The following is a 21,647-nucleotide window of genomic DNA, read 5'->3' as shown; positions in this document are numbered from 1 at the left end:
GCCGGGGGGATGTGCCGGGTGCGTCAGCCGGTGCGGCGCAGGGCCTCACTGAGCCGTGCCGCCGAGTCGATGACCGCCTGGGCGTGCATCCGGCCGGGGTGCCTGGTCAGCCGCTCGATCGGTCCGGAGACCGAGACGGCGGCGACCACCCGGTTCGACGGGCCGCGCACCGGTGCCGAGACCGAGGCCACCCCCGGCTCGCGCTCGCCGATCGACTGGGCCCAGCCCCTGCGCCGTACGCCGGAGAGCGCCGTCGCCGTGAAGCGGGCGCCCTGGAGGCCGCGGTGCAGGCGCTCCGGCTCCTCCCAGGCCATCAGGATCTGGGCCGACGAGCCGGCCTTCATGGTGAGCGTGGAGCCGACCGGCACGGTGTCCCGCAGACCGGACAGCCGCTCCGCCGCCGCCACGCAGATCCGCATGTCGCCCTGCCGGCGATAGAGCTGCGCGCTCTCGCCGGTGATGTCCCGGAGGTGGGTGAGCACCGGTCCCGCCGTGGCCAGCAGGCGGTCCTCGCCCGCCGCCGCGGCGAGCTCCGCCAGCCGGGGGCCGAGAATGAAACGGCCCTGCATGTCCCTCGCCACCAGACGGTGGTGTTCCAGTGCCACGGCCAGTCGATGGGCCGTGGGCCGTGCGAGCCCGGTCGCCGCGACCAGCCCGGCGAGGGTGGCCGGACCGGACTCCAGGGCGCTCAATACCAGAGCCGCCTTGTCGAGAACGCCGACGCCGCTAGAGTTGTCCATACGACGATACTCCCGTCTCACTCTGTGAAACGCAAGTTCAATATTCGGCGGAAGTTGCGAACCTGTACTGGCGGCCACACAACGGCCCGTAGCCACCGCCCCGCACGGGGGTCCGGACGGCGGCGCACCGAATCTCTAGTTGGGCCGGCGAAGACGCCGGCCGGAGGGAAAGCGATGGGTAGGACACTCGCGGAGAAGGTCTGGGACGACCATGTCGTCCGGCGCGCCGAAGGTGAGCCCGACCTCCTCTTCATCGATCTGCACCTGCTGCACGAGGTGACCAGCCCCCAGGCCTTCGACGGCCTCCGGCAGGCCGGACGCCGGGTGCGGCGCCTCGATCTCACCATCGCCACCGAGGATCACAACACCCCGACCCTCGACATCGACAAGCCGATCGCCGACCCGGTCTCCCGCGCCCAGTTGGAGACCCTGCGCAAGAACTGCGCGGAGTTCGGCGTACGGCTGCACCCCCTGGGCGACGTCGAGCAGGGCGTCGTGCACGTGGTCGGCCCGCAGCTGGGCCTGACCCAGCCCGGCACCACGGTCGTCTGCGGCGACTCCCACACCTCCACGCACGGCGCCTTCGGCGCGCTGGCGTTCGGCATCGGCACCAGCCAGGTCGAGCACGTCCTGGCCACCCAGACGCTGCCGCTGGCCCGCCCGAAGACCATGGCCATCACCATCGACGGCGAACTGCCCGACGGTGTCACGGCCAAGGACCTGATCCTCGCGATCATCGCCCGGATCGGCACCGGCGGCGGCCAGGGCTACATCCTGGAGTACCGCGGCTCCGCCATCGAGAAGCTCTCGATGGAAGCCCGGATGACCATCTGCAACATGTCGATCGAGGCCGGCGCCCGGGCAGGCATGATCGCCCCGGACGAGACCACCTTCGAGTACCTGAAGGGCCGCGACCACGCCCCGCAGGGCGAGGACTGGGACGCCGCCGTCGCGTACTGGAAGACGCTGCGCACCGACGACGACGCGGTCTTCGACGCCGAGGTCGTCATCGACGCGGCCGAACTGGCCCCGTTCGTCACCTGGGGCACCAACCCCGGCCAGGGCGCGCCCCTGTCGGCCAGCGTCCCCGACCCTGCTTCGTACGAGGACGCCTCGGAGCGCAACGCCGCCGAAAAGGCCCTGGAGTACATGGGGTTGACCGCCGGACAGCCGCTGCGCGAGATCAACGTGGACACCGTCTTCGTAGGCTCCTGCACCAACGGCCGGATCGAGGACCTGCGCAACGCGGCCGCGATCCTGGACGGCCGCAAAGTCGCCGACGGGGTACGGATGCTGGTCGTCCCGGGCTCCGTCCGGGTCGCCCTGCAGGCCGTCGAGGAGGGCCTGGACAAGGTCTTCACCGCCGCGGGTGCCGAATGGCGGCACGCCGGCTGCTCGATGTGCCTCGGCATGAACCCCGACCAGCTGGCCCCCGGCGAGCGCTCCGCCTCCACCTCGAACCGCAACTTCGAGGGCCGGCAGGGCAAGGGCGGCCGTACGCACCTGGTCTCCCCGCAGGTCGCCGCCGCCACCGCCGTGCTGGGCCACCTGGCCTCGCCCGCCGACCTGTCCGACGTCCGTACGCCCGCCGGAGTCTGAGAATCATGGAAGCTTTCACCGCACACACCGGCCGGGCCGTCCCGCTGCGCCGCAGCAACGTCGACACCGACCAGATCATTCCCGCCCACTGGCTGAAGAAGGTCACCCGGGACGGCTTCGAGGACGGGCTCTTCGAGGCCTGGCGCAAGGACGAGAACTTCGTCCTCAACCGCCCGGAGCGCGAGGGCGCCACGGTCCTGGTGGCCGGCCCCGACTTCGGCACCGGATCGTCCCGCGAGCACGCCGTGTGGGCGCTGCAGAACTACGGCTTCAAGGCCGTCATCTCCTCCCGGTTCGCCGACATCTTCCGCGGCAACTCGCTGAAGAACGGGCTGTTGACCGTCGTGCTCGACCAGAAGGTGGTCGACGCGCTCTGGGAGCTGACCGAGGCCGACCCCACGGCCGAGATCACCGTCGACCTGGAGGCCCGCCAGGTCCGCGCCGAAGGCGTCACCGCCGACTTCGAGCTCGACGAGAACTCCCGTTGGCGACTGCTCAACGGGCTGGACGACATCAGCCTCACCCTTCAGAACGAAGCGGACATTGCGACTTATGAGGCGGCAAGGCCGACCTTCAAGCCGCGTACAATTAACGCCTGAGCAGCGCGTTTACAGGACTGCGCCCCCCACCATCTGGTAGGGGGCGCAGTCGCTTGTTGAGACCCCGTCGGGCGACAACTCGCCCCAGATGGCACAATCGGTGCATGGAACGCGACAGCCAACTCAAGCTTTACGGCCAAGTCGCCGACCGATTGAAGGAAGCGCACACAAGAGTGCGCGCACTGCAAGTCCCGGAGGGCGTAAGGATGGCGCTGTCCCGGAAGCTGTTGGTCATCACGGCCGCGGCTAAGCACGATCTCCCGGATGCGGCAAGGCGTCTGGACCGGTTGATGAAGGACCTCGATGAGGGCCGATTCCCCGAAGGTGACTGACTCTGCGGAACTGTGCAGCGGTCGACTTCGTTGCGGCACTAGGGTGATTAGCCCGTTTCGTGTTTGATTTGCGGTATATATCTGCCTAACGTGCGAAAACGCTTGAACACTTTCGTTCTGGCAATGTCTCCGAAGGGGAAGACGTGAACAAGGCGCAGCTCGTAGAAGCGATTGCCGACAAGGTCGGAGGCCGCCAGCAGGCCGCCGACGCCGTCGACGCGGTACTCGACGCGATCGTCCGTGCGGTTGTCGCGGGGGACCGTGTCTCGGTCACCGGCTTCGGCTCGTTCGAGAAGGTCGACCGCCCCGCCCGCTACGCCCGCAACCCGCAGACGGGTGAGCGCGTGCGGGTCAAGAAGACCTCGGTTCCCCGTTTCCGTGCGGGACAGGGCTTCAAGGACCTGGTGAGCGGCTCGAAGAAGCTCCCCAAGGGCGGCGAAGTGTCCGTGAAGAAGGCGCCCAAGGGCAGCCTCTCGGGCGGTCCTTCCACCCGGACGACGACCAAGGCCGCAGCCAAGAAGGCCGCCGCCAAGAAGGCCACGGCGAAGAAGACCACCGCCAAGAAGACCACGGCGGCGAAGACCACCGCGGCCAAGAAGACCACCGCGAAGAAGACCACCGCGGCGGCCAAGAAGACCACGGCGGCCGCGAAGAAGACCACCGCCGCGGCCGCGAAGAAGACCACCGCCGCGGCGGCGAAGAAGACGACGGCGGCCAAGAAGGCCACCGCCAGCAAGACCGCGCCCGCGAAGAAGGCCACGGCGAAGAAGGCGCCCGCGAAGAAGACCACGGCGCGCAAGACCACGGCGAAGAAGGCCACTGCACGGAAGAAGTGAGACCGAGCAGCGCTCGCTACTCACACGCGCCGGGCCGGGTTCCCCTCGGGGAGCCCGGCCCGCGGGCTGTCATGGGGGCGGTGCGCCGGGCGCCGTGCGTCCGGCGGCTCAGAAGGTCTGGAGGGTCACCAGGGTGATCCGCAGCTCCGCACCCTCGCCGCTGCCCTCGATCCGCACCCGCTGGCCCGGACGCAGCAGCCGCAGACCGCCCGCGTCGAAGGCCCGGGCGTCGAATTCCACCGGGGTGCCGTCGTCGAGCAGCACGCTGCCGGTGCGGGTCTCGGGGTCGTAGGTGTACGAGGTCGCCTGCATGGACGGCAGCCTATCGGTCCGGCGAGGAGGCCGTCGCGGGCTCGGCGCGGGGGGCTCCGGGGCCCCACTGCCCCGCCGTGTGCGCGCCGACGCCCAGGGTGAGCGCCACCCGCAGATCGTCGCCGGTGTCCACGTCCTGGCGCACCGAATCGATGCCGGCCAGATCGATTTCCACCGCACCGGACTCCAGGTGCCGGGCCCGGGAAGGGCCGCCGAACGCCGGGCGCAATTCCACCCCCGGTGAGGCCGACAGAAATGTTGTCCCGATTCCTGCCGCATCGGTCACAAATGCGCGAGGGAATTCGGCGGAATAATCGAGTACCCGGGCCAATTCTCCCGGGCGCAGCGCGGGCAGATCCGCGTTGAGCGCGGCGACCGCAGCCCGGGGCCGCCCGGCCCGTACCGCCCGCTCGCCATGTGCCAGCGCGGCGTTGAGCCCGCGGTCGGGCTCGTCGGGGACGATCCGCGCCCCGATCGCCGTGAGAGCCGCCGAGGCCTCCGGGTCGTCCGTGACTACCACCACATCCAGTACCGCCGGGCAGGACAGGGCGGCGGCCACGGTGTCCCGGGCGAAGGCCAGGGCCAGCAGGGGGCGCAACTCGGCCCCCGTCGCGGGCGTCAGCCTGCTCTTGGCCCGCGCCAGGGGCTTCAACGGGACGACCAGGGACCAAGGACGGGCCGGGTCGGTGTTCGTGGCGATCTCCCCCTCGGTGCGCATCGCCGCCTATTCTCGCCTGCCGGTGCGAGAACCTGGAGGGTCGGTCCCGAAAGCGGGGCGTACGGTGTTCTCGACAGAGCAGGGGCCGGGGGCGAGACTTGACCGTCGGTGACCAGGCAGAGTTCAGGTCCTTAGAGGAAGGTGTCCGAGTGTCCCGCCGCAGAATCGGCTTCTGGTACCGCCTGGCGGCGGTGATCGCGAAACCGCCGCTGGTGGTTCTGTTCAAGCGTGACTGGCGGGGGATGGAACACATTCCGGCCGACGGTGGATTTATCACCGCGGTCAATCACAACTCCTATCTGGACCCGCTTTCCTACGGTCACTTCCAGTACAACACCGGACGCGTGCCGCGGCTTCTCGCCAAGGCGGGCCTGTTCAAGACCCCCTTTGTCGGAATGATGCTGCGCGGCACCGGACAGATCCCGGTCTACCGCGAGACGACCAATGCGCTGGACGCCTTCCGGGCGGCCGTCGAAGCCATCGAGCGCGGCGAATGCGTCGCCTTCTACCCCGAGGGCACGCTCACCCGCGACCCCGACATGTGGCCGATGGCCGGCAAGACCGGCGCCGCCCGGGTCGCGTTGATGACCAAGGCCCCGGTCATCCCCGTCGCCCAGTGGGGCGCCAACTTCGCGATGCCGCCGTACGCCAAGGAGAACAAGCTCCGGCTGTTCCCCCGCAAGACCCTTCAGGTGCAGGCCGGACCGCCCGTGGACCTCTCCAGGTTCTACGGTCTGGAGCCGACGCCCGACGTCCTGCGCGAGGCGACCGAGGCCATCATGGCCGCGGTGACAGCGCAGCTGGAGATCGTGCGGGGCGAGAAGGCCCCCGCACAGCCCTACGACCACCGCAAGGCCCGTGCGGAGCAGCGGCGCAAGGCCGAAGGAGAGGGAGCCAAGTGACGCACCCCGCAAAGGCGGCCGTCTTCGGAACCGGTTCATGGGGTACGGCCTTCGGCATGGTCCTCGCCGACGCCGGCTGCGAGGTCACCCTCTGGGGCCGTCGCGCCGAGATCGCCGAGGCGGTCAACACGACCCGTACCAACCCGGACTACCTGCCGGGAATTGAGCTCCCCGAATCGGTCCGGGCCACCACCGACGCCGTCGAGGCGCTGGACGGCGCCGACTTCGCCGTGCTCGTGGTGCCCTCGCAGACGCTCCGCGCCAACCTCGCCGAATGGACCCCGCACCTCGGTTCCGACACCGTCCTCGTCTCGATGATGAAGGGCGTCGAACTCGGCACCGCGAAGCGGATGAGCGAGGTCATCGAGGACGTCACCAAGGTCTCCGCGGACCGGGTCGCCGTCATCACCGGCCCCAACCTGGCCAAGGAGATCGCCGAACGCCGCCCCGCGGCGGCCGTCGTCGCCTGCCAGGACGAGTCCGTGGCCCAGCGCCTCCAGACCGCCTGCCACACCTCCTACTTCCGCCCGTACACCAACACCGACGTCGTCGGCTGCGAGCTCGGCGGCGCGGTGAAGAACGTCATCGGCCTGGCGGTCGGCATCGCCGACGGCATGGGCCTCGGCGACAACGCCAAGGGTTCGCTGATCACCCGGGGCCTCGCCGAGACGACCCGCCTCGGCCTGGCCATGGGCGCCGACCCGCTGACCTTCTCCGGACTGGCGGGCCTGGGCGACCTGGTGGCGACCTGCTCCTCGCCGCTCTCGCGCAACCACACCTTCGGTACCAACCTCGGCCGCGGCATGACGCTCCAGGAGACCATCGCCGTCACCAAGCAGACCGCCGAGGGCGTCAAGTCCTGTGAATCGGTGCTCGATCTGGCCCGTCGGCACAACGTCGACATGCCCATCACCGAGACGGTCGTCGGGATCGTCCACGAGGGCAAGCCGCCGATGGTCGCGCTGGGCGAGCTGATGTCGCGCAGCGCGAAGCCCGAGCGGCGCTGAGACCGGCCGGGGCGGGCGGACAGGTGAACCTCCCGGTCACCGCTCCGGCGGCCCCGGCCGCGCTGACGCCAGTGGTAGCAGCAGGTACGCTCAACGCGATATGAGCAGCGAGAACCTCCCCCAGAGCCCGGAGCAGCAGCTCCGCAAGCCGCGCGTGGCCGTCGTGTTCGGCGGCCGCAGCTCCGAACACGGCATCTCGGTCGTCACGGCCGGCGCCGTCCTGAACGCCATCGACCGGACCAAGTACGACGTCCTGCCGATCGGCATCACGACGGACGGCCGCTGGGCGCTCACCGCCGACGAACCCGAACGCATGGCCATCACGGACCGGAAGATGCCGGAAGTGGCCCAGCTGGCCGAGTCCAGCGAGGGCGCCGTGGTGCTCTCCGTCGACCCCGGCAGCCGCGAAGTGGTGTACAGCGAGCCCGGCTCGGTCCCCAAGGCGCTCGGCGAGGTCGACGTCGTCTTCCCGGTGCTGCACGGCCCGTACGGCGAGGACGGCACCCTCCAGGGGCTCCTGGAGCTCTCCGGTGTGCCCTACGTCGGCGCGGGCGTGCTCGCCTCGGCGGTCGGCCAGGACAAGGAGTACATGAAGCGGGTCTTCATCTCCTTCGGGCTGCCGGTCGGCCCGTACCTCGTGGTCCGTCCCCGCGAGTGGGACAACGACCCCTCCGGCGCCCGCAAGCGCATCGTGGAATTCGCCGGCGACCACGGCTGGCCGCTCTTCATCAAGCCCGCAAGGGCCGGCTCGTCCATCGGCATCACCAAGGTCGACGACCTCTCCGGCCTCGACGAGGCGATCGAGGAGGCCCGCCGCCACGACCCCAAGTTCCTGGTCGAGTCGCTGCTGCGGGGCCGCGAGATCGAGTGCGGGGTGCTGGAGTTCGAGGACGGTCCGCGCGCCAGCGTGCCCGCCGAGATCCCGCCGGTGACCTCGCACGACTTCTACGACTTCGAGGCCAAGTACATCGACTCGGCCTCCGGGATCGTGCCCGCCCCGCTCACCGAGGAGCAGACGGCCGAGGTGCAGCGGCTCGCGGTCGAGGCCTTCGAGGCCACGTCCTGCGAGGGGCTGGTCCGTGCCGACTTCTTCCTCACCGAGGACGGCACCTTCGTGATCAACGAGATCAACACGCTGCCGGGCTTCACCCCGATCTCCATGTACCCGCGGATGTGGCAGGAGAGCGGCGTCAGCTACCCGGAGCTGGTGGACCGGCTGATCCAGGCCGCGTTGAGCCGCCCGACCGGCCTGCGCTGAGCCGGTTCCCGTGCCGCACGGCGTGCGCTCCCTGGCAGGAGCGCACGCCCTACAGCCCGGGAACCGTCTTGCGGACGGCCGGGCCGAACGCGGCCAGCGGGCTCGCGTCATGGGCGTACGCCGCCGACAGGGTCACCTCGACGTACGCCTTGCGATAGGTCGTCGTGAAACGCGGACCGGCGTCCTCGGACTGCTCCAGCAGCCAGTTGACGCCGTTCGCCTCGGTCCCCTTCGCCATCGGGTCGTCCATCTTCGCGGGCCGGGGGACACCGCAGCGCAGTACGATCTCCCCGTCCCCCCACTCGGCGGTCAGTTCGGACTTCGGCCCGGCGTCCCCGCGGTCGAGTCCGGCAACGGTCCTCGGCAGCTCCTCGTGCAGCGCACGGCAGTAGGCGGCGGCTTGTGGGGACGGGGTGGGAACCGTGATCGGCACCGCGGCGTCCGTTGTGGAGCAGCCCGCCGCGGCCAGCAGCAGTGCGGCGACGGACGGGCCGAGGAACACGGGGTGGCAAAGCCGGCGCGATGAGGTCACCGGCTCAGCGTAGACGGGGACTACAGATGGACGACCGGGCAGGTCAGGGTTCGGGTGATGCCTTCCACTTGCTGGACCTTGGCGACCACCATGCGGCCGAGTTCATCGACCGTGTCGGCCTGGGCGCGCACGATCACGTCGTAGGGGCCGGTGACGTCCTCTGCCTGGATCACTCCCGGAACTCTGGCGATGGTCTCGGCGACGGTCGACGCCTTGCCCACCTCGGTCTGAATAAGGATGTACGCCTGTACCACGGAACCTCCAGGGCGGCCACGAGGATCATGTGGGGGAGAAAGGGACGCCACGGTATCGCGTTGCCGCGTGCCGCGGGGAGACCTGCGGGCCGTTGACGCCCACAGCGTGGCGTACACAAGACACAAGTTGACGTATCTCTTGACAGTACCGACAGCAGTGACGGCCCGCGACCGCAAGCGCAGCGGTCCGGAAGGGGGACGGGCATGGCGTTGACCAGCGATGCGGACCGCTCCCCGGAGCGGCGGCCGGTCCACGGTGCGGACCCCCGGCCGCCGAAGCAGCCCGGACGACCGTCCGGCGCGATAGATGAGAGGTGAGACTCGGTGAAGGGAACCGTGGGCGAGTTGGGGGAGTTCGGGCTCATCAGGGAGCTCACTTCCCGGCTCACCACCACTCCGGCGGTACGGCTCGGCCCCGGCGACGACGCCGCGGTCGTGACCGCTCCCGACCGCAGGGTCGTGGCCAGTACGGACATCCTGTTGGAAGGACGGCACTTCCGCCGTGACTGGTCGACGGCGTACGACGTCGGCCGCAAGGCCGCCGCCCAGAACCTCGCCGACATCGCCGCCATGGGCGCGGTGCCCACCGCGCTGCTGCTCGGCCTGGTCGTCCCCGCCGAACTCCCGGTCACCTGGGCCGGCGAGCTGATGGACGGCATCCGTGACGAGTGCCAGGTCGCGGGGGCGGCCGTGGTCGGCGGCGACGTGGTGCGCGGCGAGACGATCACCGTCTCGATCACCGCGCTGGGCGATCTGCGCAACCACGAACCGGTCACCCGCTCCGGCGCCCAGCCCGGCGACGTCGTCGCCGTCACCGGCTGGCTCGGCTGGTCCGCCGCCGGGTACGCGGTGCTCTCCCGCGGCTTCCGTTCGCCGCGCGCCTTCGTGGAGGCCCACCGGCGCCCCGAACCGCCGTACCACGCGGGCCCCGCGGCCGCCGGGCTCGGCGCCACCGCGATGACGGACGTGAGCGACGGGCTCGTCGCCGACCTCGGGCACATCGCCGAGGCCAGCAAGGTCCGGATCGATCTGCGCTCGGGGCTCATCGACATCCCCTCGCAGATGTCCGACATCGGGCAGGCCGTCGGTGTCGACCCGCTCCAGTGGGTGCTGACCGGCGGCGAGGACCACGCGATCGTCGCCACCTTCCCGCCGGACGTGAAGCTGCCCGCCCGCTGGAAGGTGATCGGAGAGGTTCTCAACCCCTCCGCGCTGCCGCAGGTGACGGTCGACGGGGCGCCGTGGACCAGCAAGAGCGGCTGGGACCACTTCGGGGACATCGAGGACGCCCAGTAGATTTCGGCGTATGCCCATATCTGCTGCTGTACCCGTCCGTGTCCTCACCGTCGCCGGATCCGACTCCGGCGGCGGTGCGGGCATCCAGGCCGACCTGAAGACGATGCTGGCGCACGGTGTGCACGGGATGAGCGTGCTGACCGCCGTCACCGCCCAGAACTCGCTGGGTGTGCAGGGCGCCTGGGAACTGCCCGCCGAGGCGGTGCGCGCCCAGTACCGCAGCGTCGTCGACGACATCGGGGTGCAGGCGGTCAAGACCGGAATGCTGTCGTCGGCCGTCCTCGTGGAGACGGTGGCCGAACTCCTCGCCTCCACCGGCGCCCCGGCGGTCGTCGACCCGGTCGGCGTCTCCAAGCACGGTGATCCGCTGCTGGCCGCCGAGGCGCTCGATTCCGTGACGACGAAGCTGCTGCCGGTCGCCACGGTCGCCACCCCGAACCTGGACGAGGTGGCACAGCTCACCGGCATCCACGTCGAGGACGAGGCCGGGATGCGGCGGGCCGCCGCCGCGCTGCTGGAGTTCGGACCGCGCTGGGTCGTCGTCAAGGGCGGTCATCTGCCGGGGGAGCCCGTCGACCTGCTGACGGACGGCGCCGAGGAGCACTGGCTGCGCGCCCCCAGGCACGACAACCGCCACACCCACGGCACCGGCTGCACCCTCGCCTCGGCCATCGCCTGCGGGCTGGCCCTGGGGCAGGACGTGCCCACGGCGGTACGGCACGCGAAGGCGTACGTCACCGGGGCGATCATGGCGGGCTTCCCGCTGGGCTCCGGGATCGGCCCGGTCGACCACGGCTGGCGGACGCGCACCTGCTGAGGGCGCACGGCGCGAAAGGCCGGGAGCACAGCAAAAAGCCGGTCCACCGAGGTGGACCGGCTTTTTGGGCAACCGGAAGGCTGCGCTACGACGGGAACGTCAGCGCGCGACCTTGCCGGCCTTGATGCACGAGGTGCAGACGTTGAGCCGCTTCGGCGTCCGACCGACCACGGCACGCACGCGCTGGATGTTGGGATTCCAGCGACGGGACGTACGGCGGTGCGAGTGCGAAATGTTGTTGCCGAAGCCCGGCCCCTTGCCGCAGACGTCGCAGTTGGCAGCCACGGGTCACTCCAAAGACTTCAGATGCACTTACAGTGAAATCCGGCGCGCCGGAATCATTTGACTGAAGTGGCGGTACCGGAGGGATGGCCCGACTCTCATCGGGCAACCGAAGCAGCATACAACGGCTGCGTCGGTAGAACGAAACTACCATGGGTTTCACCGACCCCCTCCCGCCCCCTGTCCCCGCCGGACCCGGTGCGCGGGGTACTACTCTGCGATGCAGCCGGCCGCCCACGGCCGAATCCGAGGAGGACCGACAGGTGCCGCAGACCGCCGACGACATGGACGCCGTCGCGGTGCGCACCTGGTGCTCACTGGCGCTTGAGGCGCTGGGCCGGGAGCGCGAGGCGATCGACGCGATCAACGTGTACCCCGTCGCCGACGGGGACACCGGGACCAACCTTTATCTCACCGTGGAATCCGCGACCCAGGCCGTCGAAGCGGTCTTCGCCGCCCACGAGACCGGCGGGACCGTGCCCGCCACGGCCGACGCGGTGCGGGCCATGGCGCACGGCGCCCTGATCGGCGCCCGAGGGAACTCCGGCACGATCCTGGCCCAGTTGCTGCGCGGGATGGCGGGTGTACTGGCCGACGGCCATGACGCGGACCGGCTGCGCCGGGCGCTCGCCGTCGCCGCCGCGGCGGCCCGGCAGGCCGTGGCCCACCCTGTCGAGGGCACCGTGCTCACCGTGGCCACCGCGGCCGCCGAGGCCGCCGCCCGCACCGAGGACGGCGCCGGGACCACGGAGGTCGCACGGGCGGCGTACGAAGGGGCGCGCACGGCCCTGGAGGCGACCCCCGGACAGCTCGCCGTCCTCGGCCGGGCGGGCGTCGTGGACGCCGGCGGACGGGGCCTGGTGACGGTGCTCGGGGCGCTCGTCGAAGCGGTCTGCGGGCAGGCGCCCGAGCGCCGTCGGACGGCGGTGCCGATCCTTCAAGTGCCGGACGACTGCGCGGAGGCCGACGCGGAGGGCGGACCCGCCTTCGAGGTCATCTACCTGCTGGAGGCCACGGACGACGCGGTGGACCGGCTGCGGACCCGGCTCGACCGGCTCGGCGACTCGCTCGTGGTGGTGGGCGGCGACGGACTGTGGAACGTCCATGTGCACGTCGACGACGCGGGTGCCGCCGTGGAGGCCGGGGTCGAGGCCGGGCGGCCGTACCGGATCCGGATCACCCACTTCGGCCCGGACCGGGTGCACCCCCACGCCGAGCCCGTGCAGCGCGCGGTCGTCGTACTGGTCCCCGGCGACGGGCTCCGCGACCTGTGCAAGGAGGCCGGGGCCACCACGGTGCTGGCCCGCCCCGGCGAGCCGCCCGCCAGCGGCGAACTGGTCGACGCGATCCTCCGGGCGCACGCCCGCGAGGTGGTCCTGCTGCCCAACGACGCGGAGCTGCGCCACACCGCCGCGGCCGCCGCCGAACAGGCCCGCGCCCAGGGCGTCCGGGTCGCCCTGATCCCGACCAGGGCAGCCGTCCAGGGCATCGCGGCCCTCGCCGTCCACGAACCCGACCGCAGCTTCGACGAGGACGTGGTGGCGATGACCGCCGCCGCCGGCGCCACCCGCTACGCCGAACTCGCCGTCGCCGAACGGCAGTCCTGGACCATGGCGGGCATCTGTCAGGCGGGCGACGTGCTGGGCCTGATCGACGGCGACGTCGCGGTCATCGGCGGGGACGTACCGCGGACCGCCCGCGACGTGCTGGACCGGATGCTGGCGGCGGGCGGCGAACTGGTCACCCTGGTCCTCGGCGAGGACGTCCCCGACAGCCTCGCGGACGCGCTGGAGGAGCACGTGCGCGAGGGCTATCTGGCGGTGGACACGGTGGTGTACCGGGGCGGCCGCCAGAGCGCTCCGCTGCTCATCGGGGTGGAGTAGCGAGGTCGGCCCGAAGGGCTGCCGGGGCCGCCCGGCGGCCTTCTTCTAGGCGCCGGTTCGCCGTCCCACGTACTCCAGCAGCGCCTCGGCCTCCGCGCGGCGCTCCTCGCCCGTCTCGTCCGGCTCCCCGACCCAGTGCGCGGCGTCCAGCGCCTGCTCGACCGCCTCGGCGAACTGCCCGGTACCGGCGAGGACTTCGGCGAGCCGCAGATGCAGCCGGGCCCGCCCGCGCGCCGGGACGAACGCCGCCCCGTGCCGCCGCTTCCGCCCGCTCGTACTCCTCCAGTTGGGCGGCGAGCCCGGACGCCTTGGCCAAGTACTCGACGGCGTACCAGGACAGCCCGGCTCCGTCGGTCTCGGCGGCGGCCCGCTCGTACCGCTCCAGCGCGCCGTGCGGGTCGCCGCGGAACGCCGCGACGTCGCCGAGCAGATCCAGAGCCTCCGCGGTCCGGGTGGCCACCCCCGGCTCCCCGTGCAGTGGTTCGGTGAACGCGAGCAGCTCCCGCGCCCCCTGTTCGAGACCGGCGAGGGCCGATTCGGCGGCCGCCTCGTCCGGGGCGTCCTGCACCAGTCGGGCGAGGATGCGGGCCCGGCACACCAGTGCGCCGCCCGCCTGGCGGGCGGTGGCCGCGCCGTCGGCGTACAGGGCCAGGATCCGGTCCACCACCGGCGCGATCGCGGCCAGCGCCCCGTCCGCCCCGCCGGGCTCCAGCGCGCGGGCGTACGCGGCCCGGCCCGCCGCGGCGGCGGCCTCGCCCGGGTCGCCCGCGGATTCGTAGAACGCGGCGGCCCTCCCGAAGGCCGCCATCGCCTCGGTGGGCGGGAGCGAGCCGTACATCGCCCGGTGGTCCTCGACGCACGCGCGGTCGTGGTCCGACAGGCCGGCCGCGGCCCCGTCCCGTTCGGCGGCCCGGCGGGCGACGGCTTCCCAGGCGGCCCCGGCGTCCGGGTGCTGGGCGTCGGAGAGACGGTGAGCCTCGGCCAGCAGGGCGGTCAGGTTCGGGGGCGTCTTCGCAGGTGTCTCCGGGGAAGGCGTCGGGGCGGACTCAGGTTTCCCGGGCGGGGCGGCCGGCCGCCCCGCCCGTACACCGAGCGGCAGCCGGTCCACCAGCGGCCGGCGGTCCAGCCGCTCCCGCACCAGCTTGCCGACCTGCGCGGTGCCGTTGCGTCCGTCGAACCGGGCGGCCAGCTCCAGCGCCCGCGCGCGGGCGTGCGCGGCCAGCGAGGAGGCGGTCCAGTCGGTCCCGGCCGGACCCGGCGCCGACTGCCCGCCGTGGCCGAGCGCGGTCAGCCGGCCCATCAGCAGCGCCATGACGGCCAGGTAGTCCATCAGGCTGCCGGGGTTGCCGCTGTCGGTGAAGTACGCGGGCCGCTCGGCGAGGATTTCCAGGCCGCGGGCCTCGTTGCCGGTCAGGGCACAGAACTCGATGTGTGTTCGGGGGACGCGGAATTCGCTGAGGTCTCAGATGTCATCGTCGCAGCGCCGGTGGGGGGCCTGTGCCTCGTCCGGTGAGGCACTCGCGACAGCGCGGGTCGGGCGATCCCTGGAGAGGTGATCGCGAGCCGGAAGCGTGGGAGCCGACCCTAGCGGCGCGGCGACGGTTGCGACCAGGGGATTCACAGGTTCCGGGTGGTGCCCGCCAGACATCTGTCAGTGCTGTGGTGTGCAATGGATCGCGTGTCTGCGTTCGATGAACCCCTCAAGAAGCTGCTCGGCGGAGCCACCGCGAAGGTGATGGCCGAACACCTCGACCTGCACACGGTCGGTGATCTGCTCCACCACTACCCGCGGCGGTACGAGGAGCGCGGCCGGCTCACGGCGCTGGCCGACCTTCCGCTGGACGAGCATGTGACGGTGGTCGCCCAGGTCGCCGACGCCCGCGTCCTGATGTTCAACAACGGCCGCGGCAAGCGCCTGGAAGTGACCCTCACCGACGGCCACGGCCGGCTCCAGCTGGTCTTCTTCGGCCACGGCGTCCACAAGCCGCACAAGGAGCTGCTGCCCGGCCGCCGGGCGATGTTCGCGGGCAAGGTCTCCGTCTTCAACCGCAAGATGCAGCTGGCCCACCCGACGTACCAGCTGCTGGACACTGAATCCGCCGACGGGGCTGGGGCTGCGGAGGCGGTGGACGCCTTCGCCGGGCGGCTGCTGCCGATCTACCCGGCCTGCAAGCAGCTGGACTCGTGGCGGATCGCCAAGGCCGTCGACACGGTGCTGCCCAGCGCGCAGGAGGCCGTCGACCCGCTGCCGCCGGGCCTGCGCGAGGGCCGCGGCTTCACGGCGCTCCCCGAGGCGCTGCTCAAGGTCCACCGCCCGCAGACCAAGGCGGACATCGCCGAGGCCAGGGACCGGCTGAAGTGGGACGAGGCCTTCGTCCTCCAGGTCGCGCTGGCCCGCCGCAGGTACGCCGACACCCAGCTCCCGGCCGTGGCCCGCAGACCCGTGCCCGGCGGGCTGCTCGACGCCTTCGACGCCAAGCTGCCCTTCACCCTCACCGACGGGCAGCAGAAGGTCTCCAAGGAGATCTTCGACGACCTCGCGACCGAGCACCCGATGCACCGGCTCCTCCAGGGCGAAGTCGGATCGGGGAAGACCATGGTCGCGCTGCGGGCCATGCTCGGGGTCGTCGACGCGGGCGGGCAGGCCGCGATGCTCGCGCCCACCGAGGTGCTCGCCCAGCAGCACCACCGCTCGATCACGGAAATGATGGGGGAGCTGGCCGAGGGCGGCATGCTGGGCGGCTCCGAGCAGGGGACGAAGGTGGTGCTGCTCACCGGCTCCATGGGCGCCGCGGCCCGCCGGCAGGCGCTCCTCGACCTCGTCACCGGCGAGGCCGGGATCGTGATCGGCACCCACGCCCTGATCGAGGACAAGGTCCAGTTCCACGACCTGGGCCTGGTCGTCGTCGACGAACAGCACCGCTTCGGGGTGGAACAGCGCGACGCCCTTCGGTCCAAGGGGCACTCCCAGGGGGAAAGGAGGTCGCCGCACCTGCTGGTCATGACGGCCACCCCCATCCCCCGTACGGTCGCCATGACCGTCTTCGGCGACCTGGAGACCTCCGTACTGGACCAGCTCCCGGCCGGCCGCTCGCCCATCGCCAGCCATGTGGTGCCCGCCAAGGACAAGCCGCACTTCCTCAGCCGCGCCTGGGAAAGGGTGCGGGAAGAAGTGGAGAACGGACACCAGGCGTACGTGGTCTGCCCCCGCATCGGCGACGACGCCGACGACGAGGCGGCCGGGAAGAAGGCGAAGAAGAAGGCCCCCGAGGCCGAGGGCGACAAGCGCCCGCCGCTCGCCGTGCTGGAGATCGCCGAGCAGCTCACCAAGGGCCCCCTGGCCGGTCTGCGCATCGAGGTGCTGCACGGCAGGATGAACCCCGACGACAAGGACGACGTGATGCGCCGCTTCGCCGCGGGCGAGGTCGACGTCCTGGTCGCCACCACCGTCATCGAGGTCGGCGTCAACGTCCCCAACGCCACCGCCATGGTGATCATGGACGCCGACCGCTTCGGCGTCTCCCAGCTGCACCAGCTGCGCGGCCGGGTCGGCCGGGGCTCCGCCCCCGGGCTCTGCCTGCTGGTCAGCGAGGCCCACGAGGCCAGTCCCGCCCGCGCCCGCCTCTCCGCGGTCGCCGCCACCCTGGACGGCTTCGAGCTCTCCCGGATCGACCTGGAGCAGCGCCGCGAGGGTGATGTCCTCGGCCAGGCCCAGTCCGGGGTCCGCTCCTCGCTGCGGATGCTCACCGTCATCGACGACGAGGAGGTCATCGCCGCCGCACGCGAGGAGGCCGTCGCGATCGTCGCCGCCGACCCGGAGCTCGAACACCTGCCGGAGCTGCGGACCGCGCTGGACGCGCTGCTCGACAAGGAGCGCGAGCAGTACCTCGACAAGGGCTGACCGGGACCGGCGGGGGACGCCGGGTGCGGGGGCCCGATCGGCGACGACGCCATATCGTGGGTGGCACGTCGCCGCGGCACCCCGCGGGCCCGCCCACGAACCGAGGACCAGACACCCATGACCCGCGTGATCGCCGGCTCGGCCGGCGGACGCCGCCTGGCCGTTCCGCCCGGCACCGGCACCCGCCCCACCTCCGACCGTGCGCGCGAGGGCCTCTTCTCCACCTGGGAAGCGCTCCTCGGCAGCCTGGAGGGCATCCGTATCGCCGATCTGTACGCGGGGTCCGGGGCCGTCGGCCTGGAGGCGCTCTCCCGCGGCGCGGTGCACGCTCTGCTCGTCGAGGCCGACCCCAAGGCCGTCCGCACCGTCCGGGACAACGTCCGCACCCTCGGCCTGCCCGGCGCCGAGGTCCGCACCGGCAAAGCCGAACAGATCGTGACAGGACCGGCCCCGGGGGACCCCTACGACGTGGTGTTCCTGGACCCGCCGTACGCCGTCACCGACGACGATCTTGGCGAGATACTGCTCACACTCCGTGCTCAGGGCTGGCTCACGGCCGATGCCCTCGTCACCGTGGAACGCAGCACCAGAGGCGGAGAATTCGGCTGGCCCAAGGGATTCGAGCCGTTGCGGGCCCGTCGCTACGGCGAAGGAACGCTTTGGTACGGTCGCGCCGCCTCTACGTGCGAAGACGCACGATGACCGGACCGGAGAGCGAGGGAATCAAGTTGCGCCGCGCCGTCTGTCCGGGGTCATTCGACCCCATCACCAATGGACACCTCGACATCATTGGCCGCGCCTCGAAGCTGTACGACGTCGTACACGTCGCGGTGATGATCAACCAGTCCAAGAAGGGCCTGTTCACGGTCGACGAGCGGATCGACCTGATCCGCCAGGTCACCGCGGAGTTCGGCAACGTCCAGGTGGAGTCCTTCCACGGCCTCCTGGTCGACTTCTGCAAGCAGCGCGACATCCCGGCGATCGTGAAGGGCCTGCGGGCCGTCAGCGACTTCGACTACGAGCTCCAGATGGCCCAGATGAACAACGGCCTCTCCGGCGTCGAGACGCTCTTCGTGCCGACCAATCCCACCTACAGCTTCCTGTCGTCCTCCCTGGTCAAGGAGGTCGCGACCTGGGGCGGAGACGTCTCCCACCTGCTTCCCCCGCTGGTCCACGAGGCCCTCACCGAACGTCTCGCTCAGCAGTGAACCGCTGACGGTCCGTCACCAGGTGTCGGACGGGCGCCGACTGGCCTTACAGTCGTCCCGTCCGTCTCCAATCGGCTGTAGAGAGTGGCGAGCACACGGTGGACGTGCAGAAGAAGCTCGACGAGATCGTCGAAGCGGTCGGGAACGCCCGGTCGATGCCCATGTCGGCTTCGTGCGTGGTCAACCGCGCCGAACTGCTCGTGATGCTCGAAGAGGTGCGCGAGGCCCTGCCCGGTTCGCTCGCCCACGCCCAGGAGCTCATCGGCGGCCAGGAGCAGCTGGCCGAACAGGCCCGCCAGGAGGCCGAGCGGATCATCGGCGCCGCCCGCGCCGAACGCACCTCGCTGATCTCCGACACCGAGATCGCCAGACAGTCCCGCAGCGAGGCCGACCGCATCCTCGACGAGGCCCGCCGGGAGGCCGCCGAGGTCCGCGCCGAGGCCGACGAGTACGTCGACAGCAAGCTCGCCAACTTCGAGGTCGTCCTCACCAAGACGATCGGCTCCGTCGACCGCGGGCGCGAGAAGCTCCTCGGCCGCGGCCAGCCCTTCGACGAGCAGGGCTACGAGGACCCGGACTTCGCCGAGGCTCCCGAGCGCAGCGCCGATCCGGCCACGCTCCAGCGCCGGGCGGACGAGTACGTGGACACCAAGCTGGGCGCCTTCGAGGCCGTGCTCGCCAAGACCCTGGACGCGGTCGGCCGCGGTCGGCAGAAGCTGCACGGCCGGGTCGCCACCGACGAGCTCGGTGCGCACGTGGCCGCTCAGGACGCGGCGGGCAACCAGACGCACATGAGCGACGAGGACCACTGGGCCGGCCTCGCCGGGCTCGCCACCCCGGAGCCCCAGCCGGTCCACCAGCAGGCCCAGCCGCACTTCCCCGCCCAGGCCCAGCCGGGCTCGGGCTACGCGGAGAGCTACGCGTACCAGGGGCAGCCGCAGCAGGACGTCTACGGGTACCAGCAGCAGCCGGATCCGTACGCCGCGGCCTATCAGCAGCAGGGCTACGACCAGACCCAGCAGCAGCCCCAGGCCCAGGTCCCCGTCCAGGGGTACGACGGCTGGCAGCAGCAGCCCGCCCAGGGCCAGCAGGTCCAGCAGCAGGGCGAGAGCGCCCTCGACGAGACCAGCCTGTTCGACACCAGCATGATCGACCTGGACCAGCTCCGCCGGTACGAACAGGAGCGCTGACCGGACGGGACCGCCCGGCCCCGGAGCCCATGGCCCGGACGGTCCCGACGGCCCGGATTGGGAGCTGGGCGGCGCGTCCAGTATCCTGGCTCTTCGGTCGCGCGTATGTCCGCGATCCCGGCTGCCCGCTTCGACTCCGAATCCGGTCGGCCCTCCCCACGATGTGCGTTGCACATGATTTCGAAAGCAGGAAAAGCCCTGAACGGCCACCTCGACCACCGAAACCCCCTCGTGTTCGATACGCACGAGCTGGGCCGGCGTCCCGGTGCCCTCCAGCGGCTCTCCCGCACCGTGGACGCACCCGGTCCGCCGGCTGTCCTCGGCATCGAAGGGGTCATCGGTGTGCCGGAAGGCGCACCCGTGGAGCTGGACCTCCGCCTTGAGTCGGTCATGGAAGGGGTGCTTGTCACAGGCACCGCCCGTGCGTCGGCCGAGGGGGAGTGCGTAAGGTGTCTGGAGCCGCTGCGCCAAGAGGTCGCTGCGGACTTCCAGGAGATGTTCTCGTACCCTGACGCCGATGACCGGGGCCGCAGCAGCAAGGCGGAGCCGGCCGACGACGCCGAGGACGACGAGGACAGGCTCTTCATCGAGGACGGCCTGTTCGACCTCGAACCAGTGCTGCGTGATGCGGTGGTGCTCGCACTGCCGATGCAGCCGGTGTGCCGGGAGTCCTGTGCCGGTCTGTGTTCCGAATGCGGAATCAGGCTGGACGAGAACCCCGACCACCACCATGATGCCGTCGACATCCGTTGGGCGGCATTGCAGGGACTCGCCGACACCGTTCAGGACGGCGAGAAGGACAACATGGGCGGCGCCGAAGCGGGCGTCGACGAGAAGCAGGAGAAGTAGCCGTGGCTGTTCCGAAGCGGAAGATGTCGCGCAGCAACACGCGCCACCGCCGGTCGCAGTGGAAGGCTGCGGTCCCCACCCTGGTTTCGTGCGAGCGTTGCCAGGAGCCGAAGCTGCAGCACATCGCGTGCCCCAGCTGCGGCACGTACAACAAGCGCCAGGTCCTCGAGGTCTGAGCGGCTGGTGAGAGGCCCGATGTCTGAGTTGTCCAATGCCAAGAAGAAGGCAGACAACGTCAACACAGCCTCGTCCCACACGCTTCTGGAAGGGCGGCTCGGGTATCAACTCGAGACCGCCCTTCTGGTGCGTGCGCTGACCCACCGTTCGTACGCGTACGAGAACGGCGGTCTGCCCACCAACGAGCGGCTCGAATTCCTTGGGGACTCGGTGCTCGGCCTGGTGGTCACGGACACGCTGTACCGAACCCACCCCGACCTGCCCGAAGGCCAGCTGGCCAAGTTGCGGGCCGCGGTGGTCAACTCGCGTGCGCTTGCGGAAGTGGGCCGCGGCCTGGAACTCGGCTCCTTCATCCGGCTCGGCCGGGGTGAAGAGGGCACGGGTGGCAGGGACAAGGCGTCCATCCTCGCCGACACCCTCGAAGCGGTGATCGGCGCGGTCTATCTCGACCAGGGCCTCAGCGCGGCCTCGGAGCTGGTCCACCGGCTCTTCGACCCGCTGATCGACAGGTCCTCGAACCTCGGTGCCGGCCTGGACTGGAAGACCAGCCTCCAGGAGCTCACCGCCGGCGAGAGCCTCGGAGTTCCCGAGTACATCGTCACGGAGACCGGCCCGGACCACGAGAAGACCTTTACTGCTGCTGCTCGCGTCGGTGGTGTCTCGTACGGCACCGGCACCGGCCGTAGCAAGAAGGAAGCGGAGCAGCAGGCGGCGGAGTCCGCCTGGCGCGAGATCAGCGCCGCCGCGGAGGAACGGGCGGCTGCGGCGAAGGCCGCTGCCGAGGGAGGGGCCACCGATGCCCCGTCCGGCCCGTCGCCGTCCACGGACGCCACTCCGGCCTGACCCCGAGAACCCCTCGGTGCCCTGTGCACCGGGGGGTTCTTCCTGCCCGGAACCGTATTGTTCAATATTGTTCAATCAGAGCATTCTGCATGCTGCATTCCTTCAGGAGCGA

At 71.0% G+C, this 21,647-nt stretch carries 24 protein-coding genes; 17 read left to right on the top strand and 7 right to left on the bottom strand.

Translation table 11 applies throughout. The annotated features are described in order from the left end of the window. Positions 1-23: 23 nt before the first annotated feature. Positions 24-740, bottom strand: a complete 717-nt coding sequence (gene ndgR, locus OG842_RS11180; protein ID WP_266729464.1) for an IclR family transcriptional regulator NdgR — start codon at positions 738-740, stop codon at positions 24-26. A gap of 174 nt (positions 741-914) precedes the next feature. Here ndgR and leuC point away from each other — a divergent pair, with 174 nt between their 5' ends. The 4 genes from leuC to OG842_RS11160 all read left to right on the top strand — a co-directional run bounded on the left by leuC (position 915) and on the right by OG842_RS11160 (position 4,106). Further along, entirely contained in the window at positions 915-2,339 is a 1,425-nt protein-coding gene (gene leuC, locus OG842_RS11175; RefSeq protein ID WP_266729463.1) for a 3-isopropylmalate dehydratase large subunit, read from the top strand. Positions 2,340-2,344: 5 nt separating this feature from the next. After that, positions 2,345-2,938, top strand: a complete 594-nt coding sequence (leuD, locus tag OG842_RS11170; RefSeq protein WP_266729462.1) for a 3-isopropylmalate dehydratase small subunit — start codon at positions 2,345-2,347, stop codon at positions 2,936-2,938. Positions 2,939-3,042: 104 nt separating this feature from the next. Beyond that, entirely contained in the window at positions 3,043-3,270 is a 228-nt protein-coding gene (locus tag OG842_RS11165; RefSeq protein ID WP_072487271.1) for a hypothetical protein, read from the top strand. A gap of 143 nt (positions 3,271-3,413) precedes the next feature. Continuing rightward, complete coding sequence (locus OG842_RS11160) at positions 3,414-4,106, top strand: HU family DNA-binding protein (RefSeq protein ID WP_328512195.1); 693 nt, start codon at positions 3,414-3,416, stop codon at positions 4,104-4,106. Between the two features lie 108 nt (positions 4,107-4,214). Here OG842_RS11160 and OG842_RS11155 read toward each other — a convergent pair whose 3' ends face one another. Next, complete coding sequence (locus OG842_RS11155; protein ID WP_266729460.1) at positions 4,215-4,418, bottom strand: hypothetical protein; 204 nt, start codon at positions 4,416-4,418, stop codon at positions 4,215-4,217. 10 nt (positions 4,419-4,428) lie between these two features. After that, positions 4,429-5,136 carry a 2-phospho-L-lactate guanylyltransferase gene (gene cofC, locus OG842_RS11150; protein ID WP_266729459.1) on the bottom strand — a complete coding sequence of 236 codons (708 nt, stop codon included), beginning with the start codon at positions 5,134-5,136 and terminating at the stop codon, positions 4,429-4,431. Between the two features lie 149 nt (positions 5,137-5,285). On the opposite strand from cofC, the gene OG842_RS11145 reads away from it, so the two are divergent. The 3 genes from OG842_RS11145 (at position 5,286) to OG842_RS11135 (ending at position 8,303) form a co-directional block, all read left to right on the top strand. After that, the gene (locus OG842_RS11145; RefSeq protein ID WP_266729458.1) at positions 5,286-6,038 is read left to right on the top strand and encodes a lysophospholipid acyltransferase family protein; all 753 of its coding nucleotides are present in this window, start codon (positions 5,286-5,288) and stop codon (positions 6,036-6,038) included. Next, positions 6,035-7,045 carry an NAD(P)H-dependent glycerol-3-phosphate dehydrogenase gene (locus tag OG842_RS11140; protein WP_266729457.1) on the top strand — a complete coding sequence of 337 codons (1,011 nt, stop codon included), beginning with the start codon at positions 6,035-6,037 and terminating at the stop codon, positions 7,043-7,045. Before OG842_RS11145 ends, OG842_RS11140 begins: the two co-directional genes overlap by 4 nt. A 100-nt stretch (positions 7,046-7,145) precedes the next feature. Continuing rightward, positions 7,146-8,303 (top strand): D-alanine--D-alanine ligase family protein, encoded by a 1,158-nt coding sequence (locus OG842_RS11135; RefSeq protein ID WP_266729456.1) that lies wholly within the window; start codon positions 7,146-7,148, stop codon positions 8,301-8,303. Between the two features lie 49 nt (positions 8,304-8,352). Here the strand turns inward: OG842_RS11135 and OG842_RS11130 are convergent, their stop codons facing one another. Then, positions 8,353-8,835 carry a DUF3515 domain-containing protein gene (locus OG842_RS11130; RefSeq protein ID WP_376319568.1) on the bottom strand — a complete coding sequence of 161 codons (483 nt, stop codon included), beginning with the start codon at positions 8,833-8,835 and terminating at the stop codon, positions 8,353-8,355. Between the two features lie 20 nt (positions 8,836-8,855). Then, complete coding sequence (locus OG842_RS11125; RefSeq protein WP_072487263.1) at positions 8,856-9,089, bottom strand: Lrp/AsnC family transcriptional regulator; 234 nt, start codon at positions 9,087-9,089, stop codon at positions 8,856-8,858. 324 nt (positions 9,090-9,413) lie between these two features. Here OG842_RS11125 and OG842_RS11120 point away from each other — a divergent pair, with 324 nt between their 5' ends. Continuing rightward, entirely contained in the window at positions 9,414-10,385 is a 972-nt protein-coding gene (locus OG842_RS11120) for a thiamine-phosphate kinase (RefSeq protein WP_259934913.1), read from the top strand. Positions 10,386-10,395: 10 nt separating this feature from the next. Beyond that, positions 10,396-11,202, top strand: a complete 807-nt coding sequence (gene thiD, locus OG842_RS11115; protein WP_266729455.1) for a bifunctional hydroxymethylpyrimidine kinase/phosphomethylpyrimidine kinase — start codon at positions 10,396-10,398, stop codon at positions 11,200-11,202. Between the two features lie 99 nt (positions 11,203-11,301). Here the strand turns inward: thiD and rpmB are convergent, their stop codons facing one another. Then, positions 11,302-11,487: a 50S ribosomal protein L28 gene (rpmB, locus tag OG842_RS11110; protein WP_030928661.1), complete on the bottom strand. Its 186-nt coding sequence runs from the start codon at positions 11,485-11,487 to the stop codon at positions 11,302-11,304. Positions 11,488-11,747: 260 nt separating this feature from the next. On the opposite strand from rpmB, the gene OG842_RS11105 reads away from it, so the two are divergent. Continuing rightward, entirely contained in the window at positions 11,748-13,367 is a 1,620-nt protein-coding gene (locus tag OG842_RS11105; protein ID WP_266729454.1) for a DAK2 domain-containing protein, read from the top strand. Here the strand turns inward: OG842_RS11105 and OG842_RS11100 are convergent. After that, positions 13,351-14,697 carry a hypothetical protein gene (locus tag OG842_RS11100; protein ID WP_266729453.1) on the bottom strand — a complete coding sequence of 449 codons (1,347 nt, stop codon included), beginning with the start codon at positions 14,695-14,697 and terminating at the stop codon, positions 13,351-13,353. The genes OG842_RS11105 and OG842_RS11100 overlap by 17 nt on opposite strands. 339 nt (positions 14,698-15,036) lie before the next feature. On the opposite strand from OG842_RS11100, the gene recG reads away from it, so the two are divergent. From recG to rnc, 7 genes are all read left to right on the top strand, one after another. Beyond that, complete coding sequence (gene recG / locus OG842_RS11095; protein WP_266729452.1) at positions 15,037-17,268, top strand: ATP-dependent DNA helicase RecG; 2,232 nt, start codon at positions 15,037-15,039, stop codon at positions 17,266-17,268. 117 nt (positions 17,269-17,385) lie between these two features. Beyond that, positions 17,386-17,970: a 16S rRNA (guanine(966)-N(2))-methyltransferase RsmD gene (rsmD, locus tag OG842_RS11090; RefSeq protein WP_266729451.1), complete on the top strand. Its 585-nt coding sequence runs from the start codon at positions 17,386-17,388 to the stop codon at positions 17,968-17,970. Positions 17,971-17,996: 26 nt separating this feature from the next. Beyond that, positions 17,997-18,476: a pantetheine-phosphate adenylyltransferase gene (gene coaD / locus OG842_RS11085; protein ID WP_266733526.1), complete on the top strand. Its 480-nt coding sequence runs from the start codon at positions 17,997-17,999 to the stop codon at positions 18,474-18,476. A 98-nt stretch (positions 18,477-18,574) separates the two neighbouring features. Next, entirely contained in the window at positions 18,575-19,666 is a 1,092-nt protein-coding gene (locus OG842_RS11080; RefSeq protein WP_328512194.1) for a cell division initiation protein, read from the top strand. 174 nt (positions 19,667-19,840) lie between these two features. Beyond that, positions 19,841-20,515: a YceD family protein gene (locus OG842_RS11075; protein ID WP_266729449.1), complete on the top strand. Its 675-nt coding sequence runs from the start codon at positions 19,841-19,843 to the stop codon at positions 20,513-20,515. 2 nt (positions 20,516-20,517) lie between these two features. Next, complete coding sequence (gene rpmF / locus OG842_RS11070; RefSeq protein ID WP_003965982.1) at positions 20,518-20,691, top strand: 50S ribosomal protein L32; 174 nt, start codon at positions 20,518-20,520, stop codon at positions 20,689-20,691. A 19-nt stretch (positions 20,692-20,710) separates the two neighbouring features. Next, a complete protein-coding gene (gene rnc, locus OG842_RS11065; protein ID WP_266729448.1) occupies positions 20,711-21,535 on the top strand; it encodes a ribonuclease III in 825 nt (274 codons plus the stop codon). Positions 21,536-21,647: the final 112 nt, after the last annotated feature.

The sequence above is a fragment of the Streptomyces sp. NBC_00376 genome, from assembly GCF_036077095.1.
Lineage (GTDB): Bacteria > Actinomycetota > Actinomycetes > Streptomycetales > Streptomycetaceae > Streptomyces.
Note: the sequence above shows the minus strand (reverse complement) of the source record. Positions and strands in the feature narration are given on the sequence as shown.